Here is a 10,695-nt window from a genome sequence, read left to right on the forward strand (position 1 = left end):
GGCCATCTGCAACCACACCGACCTTGCTGATCAGGCCATCCATATTCACTTCGCCGCCTGCCTGAATCAGTTCATAGAAATAACCGATATCACCGCCGGCGGAAAATGCACGGTCTGTACCTTTTAATACAACAACTTTTACATTCGGGTCCTTCTCAGCAGCATCCACTACATACATCAGTTCATCGGCCATCTGCTCATCGATGGCGTTCAGATTCTTCATGTAGTTCATTGTGATCACAGCGATACCATCTTCGTTAACAGTGTAGATTAGCTTTTTCAGTTCCATAAAAAAACCCCCTTTAAGATAATCGGTTGACACATTATCGCAATAAAGAAATGACGTGCTATTGTGCAAAATGCATAATGATTATATATAATATTATACATGTTTAGAGTAGAAATGGCAATATAATTTCCAGGAGTTTCCAAACATTTATCGGAATAATGCTTAATTATTCGATAAAATCAGAAATAATGTATATAAAATAAACAAAAGCATAGTGAAATGCTGGGAATTTATAAATGCGTATTGACAATTAGAAAAATATACCATATAATTCCTACTAAATCGATAAGGTAAAGGGAGAATATGAATTCTCATAGTTCTTTAGAAACGAACAAAATTTCAGTATAGAAAAGAAGTGAGTCAGTTGATCAGATTTGAACATGTTTCCCGCGTTTTCCACAATGATGGGCGGGAGTTTGCAGCAGTGAATAATGTGAGTCTTGAGATTGAGAAAGGCGAGATATTCGGTATCATCGGTTTCTCCGGTGCCGGCAAATCCACATTAGTTCGATGTATCAATTTGCTGGAGCGGCCGACTTCAGGAAAAGTCTTTATCGGTGACGAGGAACTGACTGCCATGTCACCGGCAGAACTGAGACAGCACCGCAAGAAAATCGGTATGATTTTCCAGCAGTTTAATCTCTTTGCTTCCAGAACGGTTTATGATAATGTGTCACTTCCGTTAAAGGGCAGCAATCTGACAAAGGAACAAAAGGATAAGAAAGTCCGTGATTTGCTGAAACTGGTAGAACTGGAGGAGAAGGCTTCAGCGTATCCGTCACAGTTATCCGGCGGACAGAAGCAGCGAGTGGCTATTGCCAGAGCTCTGGCTAATGATCCGGAGATTATTCTCAGCGATGAGTCCACCAGTGCGCTGGATCCGAGAACAACAAGAGCGATTCTTGACCTTTTGAAGAAAGTCAACAGAGAGCTGGGCATCACCATTGTGGTGATTACTCATGAGATGCAGGTTATTAAAGACATTTGTGATCGGGTAGCGGTTATGAAAGATGGTCGTGTTGTTGAGACAGGAACAGTATTTGATATTTTTGCCAATCCAAAGGAGCAGATTACAAGAGAGTTCGTTGAGAACACATCCAATATGTCCCGGATTTATGAATTGGTGGAGACCAAGAGCCCTGTGGTGGAGTTGAAACCGGGAGAGGCTATTTTGCGTTTCAGATATCTGGAGCGAAATGTGTCGGAAGCCCTTGTTTCACAGTTATCAAGAAAATTTGATCTGGATTTAAATATTATTTTCGGAAGTATCGAATTGATTGGTGAAAATCCAATCGGCGGCCTGGTGGTTATTGCCCAGGGAACATCGGACAATATCAATAAGGCAATTCAATACCTGAAGGACAAGAATGTAGGAGTGGAGATGATTCTGGATGGTCGAACTGCTTAATCAATGGCTGCCGAATGTCATGGACAGGCCGGATGTTTTTATCAAGAGCATTCAGGAAACCTTTATCATGGTGGGCTGGTCAGGAGTTATATCATTTGTGGTTGGTTTATTTCTGGGAGTTCTGATTACGGTAACGAAGCCGGGAAATATTCTGGAACACCCGCTGGTTTATCGGATTATCGATAAGGTGGTCAACCTTTTCAGATCTGTACCCTTTATTATCCTGCTGGCTTGTCTGGTACCCCTTAGCCGTCTGATCATGGGAACGGCCATCGGTGTCAAAGGTGCCATTGTGCCTTTGGTATTTGGATGCGCACCGTTTTTTACAAGACAGATTGAATCAGCGTTGGCGGATGTGGATCCGGGTTTGATTGAAGCCGCCCAGTCCATGGGACTGGACAATAAAGATATTATTTTCAGAGTGTATCTGAAAGAGGGTATTGCAGGCATTGCCCGCGGTACAACGATTACGATCATCAGTCTGATCGGTCTGACAGCCATGGCCGGAGCCATCGGCGCAGGCGGTCTGGGCAACTTTGCCATTATGTATGGTCATCAGAGAAACATGCCGGATATCACTTATACAACAGTGGTTGTGCTGGTTATCATTGTTACGGTGGTACAGCTCATCGGCAATTATATAGCGAAAAAAAATACACATTAAATTTTTACAACAATGCATTAGGAGGAAAATGACATGAAAAAGAAAGGTATTATTGCACTTGCATTAACAGCCGCACTGGCACTTGGCGCATTAACAGGCTGCGGAAGCACCACGGCAAAGGAAACACCAGGCAGCACAGATGCGGCTGCTGAGACAGCAAAAGCATCCGAAACAGCAGGCTCAGAGGCAGCAGGAAGCGAAACAGCAGTTTCAGGTGAGACACGAGTGGTTAAACTGGGATTAACTGGCGTTATCTATGAAGATATCTGGAATCCAATCAAAGAAGAACTGGCAAAAGAGGGCATTGATTTGGAATATGTTCAGTTTTCTGATTATTCCTTGCCGAATGAAGCTTTAAATGCCGGTGAAATTGACATCAACGCTTTCCAGCATCACGCATATTTCAACAATGATGTGGAAAAGAATGGTTATGATATTACACCAATTGCAGATACATTTATCATTGCCATGAATCTTTATTCTGACAAGGTAAAATCCGTAGATGAAATTAAAGATGGTGACGTTATTGCTATTCCGGATGATGCATCCAACGGCGGCCGTGCACTGAAAGTACTGGCATCTGCAGGGCTGATCACACTGAAAGCAGAAGCAGGCGCTAATCCGACGGTTGCGGATATCGATACATATAATGTAAAAATTGAAATCAAGGAAATGGGCGCAGCAGATATCCCATCTGTATTGCCGGATGTGACAGCAGCCGTTGTCAATGGTAACTATGCATTGGATTATGGTATTGATCCGAGCACAGCTATTTTTGAAGAAAAAGATTACGATGACGACAGCTATTTCTGCCTGATGGCTGTTCGCAGCAGTGACGCAGACGATGCCGTTTACAAGAGAATTGTAGAATTATTCCAGTCAGAAACAACAAAGCAGATATTCCAGGATGAATTCAACGGCTACTTTGTTCCTGCATGGGAAGTACAGAAATAATCGATATACAAAAATAAATATAACGATTCAGTTTGGCTTTAGACCATTGTGGCTGAAGGCATGAGAAAATGATTTAGAGATGCAAAATCCCATCAGCAAAGTCGATTGTTGATGGATTTTGCATTATAATCACCTTGAACATAATGATAATGAGTAAAAACTTCAAAGTGTGTTTTATCGTGTTGTGAGAAAACTGAATCGCTGCGACAGAGAATAGGAGAGTAAAAGAAGCCATGAAGGAAGCACTTTTATCAATTATAAAAGATGAAAACAGAATCATTACAGGCCCGATTGACCCGCAGTATCTTTCTGACAATCTGGGACGTAAAAAAGGAACAGCCGAAGCGGTTGTTTTTCCGGTATCCACAGAGGAAATCAGCGGGGTTATGCGCTATGCCTGGAAAAATAACCTGCCGGTGACACCGAGAGGTGCAGGTATGAATCTTGTTGGTTCCACTGTACCGTCAGGTCACGGGATTGTGCTGGATGTGTCTTTGATGAATCATGTCCTTGAGCTGGATGAGGAAACCTTCACGGCCACTGTTGAGCCGGGGGTTGTACTGGAAGATTTTCAGGCCTATGTTGAAAGCAAAGGTTTATTCTATCCACCGGATCCGGGCGAAAAGAAAGCCACCATCGGCGGCAATATCAGCACCAATGCAGGCGGTATGCGTGCTGTGAAATACGGTGTAACGCGAGATTATGTCATGGGGTTGGAACTGGTTCTGGCAGATGGCACCGTTGTCATGGCGGGCAGCAAGAACCGTAAAGATACCTCCGGCCTTGATCTGAAAGAGATTGTTATCGGTTCCGAAGGAACACTGGCGGTGATCACCAAATGTATACTGAAGCTGATTCCGAAGCCTGAGGACAGCCTCAGTGTCCTTCTCAGCTTCGACAGTCTGAAAGCAGGTATTGAGAGTGTCAGACAAATTATTCAGGCTAATTTGAATCCGACAGCAATGGAATTTATTGAGCGTAAAGTGATTCAGCTGGGGGAAGATTATCTGAAAATGTCATTCCCTGAACCGGAGGCCAGCGCCTATGTGCTGACAACCCTTGACGGCAGCAGAAATGAAATCAATGACCACCTCGAAGGACTTCGCAAAGTGGCAAAAGAAAGCGGTGCCCTTTCCATTCTTCCGCTGGAGGATAAAGAGGAGGCAGCCAGAGTATGGAAGATCCGCGGTATGCTGGTGAAAGGTGTGGAGGCTGTTTCAGAGCAGGAGCCGCTGGATATCGTTGTGCCGATTAACCAGATTGATGCCTTTGTCAATTTTGTCAATGCCTTTGAAAAAGAATGTGGTATGCGCATGATCAGTTTCGGACACGCCGGAGACGGCAATGTGCATTTGTGTGTTGTCAGAGGTGATAGAGACGATGAAACCTGGGAAAAAGAGCTTGACGCTAATCTGACTGTTCTTTATGATAAAGCTTATGCACTGGGCGGTCTGGCCAGTGGCGAGCACGGCATCGGACTGAGCAAGCAGAAATATCTGCTGAAAGCATCAAAGCCGGAAAACATTGCATTGATGAAGCGTGTGAAGGCAGCTTTTGATGAGAAAAATATTTTAAATGCAGGCATTTCCTACAATGTCTAAAGGAGTACAGATATATGAAACCGTTAAGTGATAAAACTGCCGGATTTACAGATTCGGTGATCAGAAGAATGACAAGAGTCTCAAATCAATATGGTGCTGTCAATTTATCTCAGGGATTTCCGGATTTTGACCCGCCGAAGGAAATCACAGACAGACTGCGTGAAATCGCACCGCACGGACCGCATCAGTATGCCCTGACATGGGGCGCCCAGAATTTCAGAGAAGCCCTTGCGAGAAAACATGAACATTTCTCGGGTATGAAAGTAGATCCGAATAAAGAAATTGTTGTCACATGCGGCAGTACGGAGGCGATGATGGCGTCCATGCTCACTGTCTGCAATCCGGGAGACAAAGTCGTTGTCTTTTCCCCATTTTATGAGAATTATGGTGCAGATGCGATTCTGTCCGGCGCACAGCCGATTTATGTGCCGTTAAATCCGCCGGAATTTAACTTTGATGCCAATGTACTGGAAGATGCCATGAAGCAGGATGGGGTGAAAGCCCTTATTCTCTGCAACCCGTCCAACCCATGTGGCAAAGTCTTTACACTGGAAGAACTGCAGATCATCGCTGATCTGGCCATTAAATACGATATGTATGTTATTACTGATGAAGTGTATGAGCATATTTTGTATAAGCCGAATAAACATATTTATAGGCCACGCTGCCTGGAATGCGTGAGCGTACAATTATCTGCAACTCCCTTTCAAAGACTTATTCCATTACAGGATGGCGTCTGGGTTATGTCATTGCACCGCCTGAAGTCATTGACAGAGTCAAGAAAGTGCACGACTTCCTGACTGTAGGCGCTGCAGCACCGCTGATGGAGGCGGTTGTGCCGGGACTGAACTTCGGTGATGATTATTATATCGAACTGCAGAACCATTACACCCATATGAAAAACCTCTTTGTAGGCGGGTTAAAAAACATCGGTTTGACCTTCACAGAGCCTCAGGGGGCTTATTATGTCATGGTAGATATCAGCGAGTTCGGTTATAAAGATGACTATGAATTCTGTGTGGATCTGGCAGAGAAAGTCGGCGTCGGCGCTGTTCCGGGTTCCAGCTTCTTCAGAGAAGACGTGAACCAGTATATCCGATTCCATTTTGCAAAGAAGGACGATACATTGAATGCGGCGTTGGAAAGACTGGCGGATATTCGGAAGATATTGAAGAAATAATTTTTCTTTTTAGAAGCCTCAATATCCCCATGTCATCAGCTTCCACTTACCGCCATTAGAACGAGCCAGCCACCATTGCCAGCCGGTATATTCTTCATCAGGATTCCATGCACCGCCGCCATTTTTCGGAGAATGAAAATCGCTTGTAAACATAATGCACTGGTCGAAGGTTTCTTTGTTATCATTGGCAGCTTCCAGTTCGTTCATCCAGGCAATATGATCGGGAGTGTTGCATTGGTCATCTGAACTGTAGGAAATACTGTGCAGTTCACAGCCGTCAAAATCCTTGAATACAGTTTTAATGGCCTTGATGGCGGCACCCATATCTTCTTTGGAATAGATAGAGGAGCTGCCATAATCAATGGTGACATCTGACATTTTGGCCTGTTTGCCGCATGCGGTTAAGGCCAAAAGACCGATGATACCCAAAAATAATAAATATTTTTTCAATGTTTCCGACCTCCGTTCTGTGAAATTTCTGAAATCCTAATATTTTCATGAGTAGTATAACATATGATTAGGAGATATAAATGAACGAATCTCTTAAGAAAAAATGACGATTTATATAGGGATTATTCATCCGTATACTGAAATAATTCCTCAACCGTTGTGTGAAAAACCCTGGCGATATCCATAGCCAGCTTTAGGGAAGGATTGTATTTGCCCCGTTCAAGATTGACAATGGTTTCCCGGCGGACGCCTACTAGTTCGGCGAGGTCAGCCTGTTTGAGGTTGTATTTTTCTCTGTAGGGTTTTAAATTGGTTAAAAGTGCCATGCTATACTCCTTTGGTGTCCATGATGTAGAAGAGAATCGTGCGTATAATGGCAAGAGCAATCAGGATACCCATCAGGCAATAGCCGATGAGGTCTGTTGTTATTGACAATCTGCCGACAGCACAGACGAAACTCAGAACAATGATTGCAGCGGCACCGATTTTAAGACACAGGGCATCGCAGCGTTTTAGGTTGGCCTCAGACATTTCATCCGGCAGTTCCTGTTTGTATTTCTTAAGGCGGGATGCGCGGGAGATAAAATAGAAGAAGGTAAAGGCAAAGACAGCGTATTGAATTGATGTATAGTAGTTGTGCCAGTCATTTCTTGCCCACATCCAGTAGTAAAGAGCGATCAGGATGGCAAATACAATCTTATCAGCAACAATTTCCCGTAATGATACTTTTCTCATAAACAAAATTCCTCCTTTGAAGTGATATATTTCTCACTTGCCTGTGTGATAAATATATCACTTTTAAAAACAGGTGTCAAGATGAAATGTGCGAAATTTTTCACTTTACAATCGACCGTTGACAGCCCAGGAAAAGTATGTTATTTTGAAGTTAAGTAAAGTTTTCTTCGGAAATGAGCATGTTCTCTACTGGCGGTGACAGCCCGCGAGCCATTCGGCTAATTCGGTGTAATTCCGGAGCCAACAGTCAGTCTGGAGGGGAGAAGGAGGCTTTCCGGCTGAGCGCCGGATGCCGTTTTCTGCTCATTTGATCCAAGTCATCCTATCAGCATCCGGTATCAATATTATTTCTTTTGGAAGTAATAGCGGCCGGGTGCTTTTTGTTTTGTTCAAGTCGAGCGACCGCGAGACTTGGCGCGTAATTCTGGTCAGCGTAAGCTGACATATTCTTTACAGAATCACTGCGCATCCTCGCGGAGCGTTTATCTCAGTCGGAGATTGGACTTCCACTGACACAAATTTGCTGTTACTCACCACCTGAAAGAGGTGGGGGCTTCTAGACTGAGATAAAATGTCATGATGATTGAGGAGGGGATGGAGAATGGTAAATATGCAGACAAACAGAAGTCCTTTGGAAACAGAACCTCTTACGAAGTTGTTGTTCAGGTATTCTGTTCCGACAACCCTGACTTTGATGGTTAATTACATCTATAACATTGTAGACCAGATTTTTGTGGGGCAGGGTGTGGGCATCACAGGAATGGCAGCCATCAATATCGCTTTTCCGCTGTCAATTCTTGTCAACGCGGTTTCACTGCTTCTGGGAGATGGTTGTGCGGCTAATGTCAGTCTGTGTCTGGGACGTCGGGAGCAGGAAAATGCCAATAAGATTTTCGGGCAGGCAGTGACCTGGATTGTTGCCAGCGGCATTGCGCTGGCATTCATTTGCGGTATATTTGCGCCGCATATTGTTACGCTGTTCGGAACAACAAATACGGCTTATGGGGAATCGCTGGCTTATATGCGGGTGATTGCCATTGGTATCCCGTTTCAGCTCATTTGTCCGGCTTTTACGGCGATGATTCGTGCGGACGGATCACCGCAATATACTATGAAATGTATGATGGCCGGTGCAGTAGTCAATATTATTCTGGATCCTGTATTTATTTTCGGGTTGAAAATGGGGGTCGTGGGGGCAGGTATTGCCACGGTGATTGGAGAAATGGCAGCGGGCATATTATGTCTGCTCTATCTGTGCAGATTACAATCTGTACAGCTTGAAAAGGGCGCATTGCGCCCGACCTGGCCGGTGCTGAAGATGATTCTGCAGCTTGGTTTTCCGAGTTTGCTGACTCAGGGATTAACGGCGCTGGTACAGATCGTGCTGAACAATCTCATGCGTGTTTACGGTGAAGCCAGCATTTACGGCAGTGATATGGCGCTTTCTGTTTATGGCATGATGATGAAAGTTTATCAGCTTGCACATTCTATGTTTGTGGGTGTTTCCTCCGCCATTCAGCCCATTAACGGCTATAACTTCGGAGCGAAAAATTATCAGCGTGTACGGCAGACCTATCGTCTGGCCACTGGCATTGCAGTCGTTATTTCAGCCGTATGGTGGCTGGTTTATATGGTATTTTCAAGACAGATAGCAGGATTGTTTGTTGCGGATAATCAGCTGTATTTTGACTGTACGCAGCATTGCTTCCGACTTTATATGATGGCTTTTTTCCTGTATGGGGTGCATATGACGACGGGTTCCTTCTTCCAGGGAATCGGGAAGCCGACAAGATCATTACTTGTACCGCTGATTCGACAGGGCGTGTTACTGATTCCTTTGGCACTGGTAATGTCCAGATTGATTGGATTAGACGGGGCACTGCTGGCGGCACCTGCAGCAGATACGGTTACCTGTCTGCTGTGTGTGGCTTTGGCACAGACGGAATTCAGGCGGTGGGAAAAAGCTGGGATGTTGTCACCATCTTAATAAATGAGAATGTTTATCAAAAATGCAGTATTCTATCAACGATGCTGCATTTTTATGATACACTGGTTAGAGATAACTAATATTGCGGCGAAAAACAGTCAATATAGAATGAAGAGAGGCGAGAGGAATGTTTCTGGAAATCAATCAAATCAGAAAATCTTACGGCTCAGGGGAGAGCCGGGTTGAAGTGTTGAAGGGGATTGATCTGTACGTAGAGCAGGGGGAATTCTGTGTGCTTCCGGGGCCTTCCGGTTCCGGTGGTCATGTTAAAATAAGACTAAGTTAGCAGATTCCTTATAAATTAAGGGTTCACGCCAATTTAGTCTTTTTTCTATTATACCATAAATGGTAGAAATATCATAGACCGGGAATGAATTGGTCCTATGTCAAGATTTAGTACAAGTTAAAATGAGAAATTTCTCCCCATTTTAACCTGCCAGAAGCTCAGCCTCAGTGTGCGTTCTTTCATACACTCGTTCGAATTCGTTTGGCGACATATAGTTGCAATGGCTATGAATTCGTTTCGTATTGTAGAAAGCTTCCAGATATTCAAAAATCAACTGGTAGGCCTGCTTATAGTCGCGAATTTTAAAGCGATTGAGCCATTCACGTTTGATAATAGAATGAAAGCATTCAATGCATGCATTATCCCACGGAAAAGCTTTCTTCGAATAACTGCGCTGCATATTTTCGGTTGCTTTTTTATATTCCTTTGCAACATATTGGCTGCCACGATCCGAATGGATAATTAATGGTTGATCGATATTTCGGCGAGCTTTGGCTTTGTTTATAGTATCAATCACGTAAGATACTTCCAGTGTTTCTGAAAGCGTCCAGGCTATGATTTTTCTGGAAAATAAATCCATAACACTGGTCAGATAGACAAATCCATCTATTGTCCAGATGTAGGTAATATCCGAACACCAGACTGCATTCGGACGATCAGGATTAAATTGCTCATCAAGGATATTTTGTAATTCAGTGCTGAAATCGGAATCTTTTGTGGTGATCGTCCATGGTTTGCTCCACTGAGCACGGATCCCCATTTGGCGCATATATGTACCAACGGTTCTTTCCGAAATGACTTCACCAGTTTTTCGAAGTTCTACAGTGATTTTCGGAGCACCGTAGTTCTGCTTGGAATCATCATAAATATCCTGTATTTTTGCTTTTACAGCTTTACGACGTTTTTCTGTATCAGAAGGTACGTGGTGGAGCCATGCAAGATATCCTGAGCGAGAGACACCTAAAAATTTCAACATTCCGGAGACGGAAACCCGGCGTCCAGCCTTTTTGGCAGCTTCCGTCTTCTCAGACACTTCAAGATAAATGGCTTCCGTCATTTTCCCAGAATGTTGATTGCTTTTTTTAACACATCAAGTGCATCTTGGGCATCGCGTAATTCACGTCTGAGACGGGCAATTTCC

The 10,695-nt window shown here is 43.9% G+C and carries 10 protein-coding genes, 2 pseudogenes and 1 riboswitch; of the genes and pseudogenes, 7 read left to right on the forward strand and 5 right to left on the reverse strand.

Annotated features, from left to right (window positions below):
- Positions 1-289 (reverse strand): enoyl-CoA hydratase/isomerase family protein (locus WMO25_RS08900; RefSeq protein WP_349085056.1); only part of this gene is annotated, 289 nt, incomplete at its 3' end.
- Positions 290-653: 364 nt separating this feature from the next.
- Between WMO25_RS08900 and WMO25_RS08905 the strand changes: the two genes are divergently transcribed.
- The 5 genes and pseudogenes from WMO25_RS08905 to WMO25_RS08925 all read left to right on the forward strand — a co-directional run bounded on the left by WMO25_RS08905 (position 654) and on the right by WMO25_RS08925 (position 6,096).
- The gene (locus WMO25_RS08905) at positions 654-1,697 is read left to right on the forward strand and encodes a methionine ABC transporter ATP-binding protein (RefSeq protein WP_349085057.1); all 1,044 of its coding nucleotides are present in this window, start codon (positions 654-656) and stop codon (positions 1,695-1,697) included.
- Entirely contained in the window at positions 1,681-2,361 is a 681-nt protein-coding gene (locus WMO25_RS08910) for a methionine ABC transporter permease (RefSeq protein ID WP_349085058.1), read from the forward strand. The genes WMO25_RS08905 and WMO25_RS08910 overlap by 17 nt, the downstream gene beginning before the upstream one ends.
- Positions 2,362-2,394: 33 nt before the next feature.
- Positions 2,395-3,315, forward strand: a complete 921-nt coding sequence (locus WMO25_RS08915; protein WP_349085059.1) for a MetQ/NlpA family ABC transporter substrate-binding protein — start codon at positions 2,395-2,397, stop codon at positions 3,313-3,315.
- A gap of 233 nt (positions 3,316-3,548) precedes the next feature.
- Complete coding sequence (locus WMO25_RS08920) at positions 3,549-4,916, forward strand: FAD-binding oxidoreductase (RefSeq protein ID WP_349085060.1); 1,368 nt, start codon at positions 3,549-3,551, stop codon at positions 4,914-4,916.
- Between the two features lie 14 nt (positions 4,917-4,930).
- A pseudogene (locus WMO25_RS08925) lies at positions 4,931-6,096 on the forward strand (pyridoxal phosphate-dependent aminotransferase).
- 18 nt (positions 6,097-6,114) lie between these two features.
- Here the strand turns inward: WMO25_RS08925 and WMO25_RS08930 are convergent.
- The 3 genes from WMO25_RS08930 to WMO25_RS08940 form a co-directional block, all read right to left on the reverse strand.
- Positions 6,115-6,546, reverse strand: a complete 432-nt coding sequence (locus tag WMO25_RS08930; RefSeq protein ID WP_349085061.1) for a hypothetical protein — start codon at positions 6,544-6,546, stop codon at positions 6,115-6,117.
- A 122-nt stretch (positions 6,547-6,668) separates the two neighbouring features.
- Positions 6,669-6,872 carry a helix-turn-helix transcriptional regulator gene (locus tag WMO25_RS08935; protein WP_117539215.1) on the reverse strand — a complete coding sequence of 68 codons (204 nt, stop codon included), beginning with the start codon at positions 6,870-6,872 and terminating at the stop codon, positions 6,669-6,671.
- A 1-nt stretch (position 6,873) separates the two neighbouring features.
- Positions 6,874-7,281, reverse strand: a complete 408-nt coding sequence (locus WMO25_RS08940; protein WP_253058496.1) for a hypothetical protein — start codon at positions 7,279-7,281, stop codon at positions 6,874-6,876.
- Between the two features lie 159 nt (positions 7,282-7,440).
- Positions 7,441-7,553, forward strand: a riboswitch (FMN riboswitch).
- A gap of 329 nt (positions 7,554-7,882) precedes the next feature.
- Between WMO25_RS08940 and WMO25_RS08945 the strand changes: the two genes are divergently transcribed.
- Both WMO25_RS08945 and WMO25_RS08950 read left to right on the forward strand, forming a co-directional pair.
- Positions 7,883-9,268 carry an MATE family efflux transporter gene (locus WMO25_RS08945; protein WP_349085062.1) on the forward strand — a complete coding sequence of 462 codons (1,386 nt, stop codon included), beginning with the start codon at positions 7,883-7,885 and terminating at the stop codon, positions 9,266-9,268.
- 127 nt (positions 9,269-9,395) lie between these two features.
- Positions 9,396-9,527 (forward strand): annotated as a pseudogene (locus WMO25_RS08950) (ABC transporter ATP-binding protein); the annotation flags it as partial.
- A gap of 169 nt (positions 9,528-9,696) precedes the next feature.
- On the opposite strand, the gene WMO25_RS08955 reads toward WMO25_RS08950, so the two are convergent.
- A complete protein-coding gene (locus WMO25_RS08955; RefSeq protein WP_349085063.1) occupies positions 9,697-10,611 on the reverse strand; it encodes an IS3 family transposase in 915 nt (304 codons plus the stop codon).
- Between the last annotated feature and the right edge of the window lie 84 nt (positions 10,612-10,695).

It is taken from the genome of Coprococcus intestinihominis (assembly GCF_040096555.1).
GTDB classification, from domain to species: domain Bacteria; phylum Bacillota; class Clostridia; order Lachnospirales; family Lachnospiraceae; genus Coprococcus_A; species Coprococcus_A intestinihominis.

Coding starts and splice junctions, on each gene's coding strand:
- WMO25_RS08910 (WP_349085058.1), top strand. CDS start 1,681: ATGGTCGAACTGCTTAATCAATGGCTGCCGAATGTCATGGACAGGCCG.
- WMO25_RS08915 (WP_349085059.1), top strand. CDS start 2,395: ATGAAAAAGAAAGGTATTATTGCACTTGCATTAACAGCCGCACTGGCA.
- WMO25_RS08920 (WP_349085060.1), top strand. CDS start 3,549: ATGAAGGAAGCACTTTTATCAATTATAAAAGATGAAAACAGAATCATT.
- WMO25_RS08935 (WP_117539215.1), bottom strand. CDS start 6,872: ATGGCACTTTTAACCAATTTAAAACCCTACAGAGAAAAATACAACCTC.
- WMO25_RS08940 (WP_253058496.1), bottom strand. CDS start 7,281: ATGAGAAAAGTATCATTACGGGAAATTGTTGCTGATAAGATTGTATTT.
- WMO25_RS08945 (WP_349085062.1), top strand. CDS start 7,883: ATGGTAAATATGCAGACAAACAGAAGTCCTTTGGAAACAGAACCTCTT.
- WMO25_RS08955 (WP_349085063.1), bottom strand. CDS start 10,611: ATGACGGAAGCCATTTATCTTGAAGTGTCTGAGAAGACGGAAGCTGCC.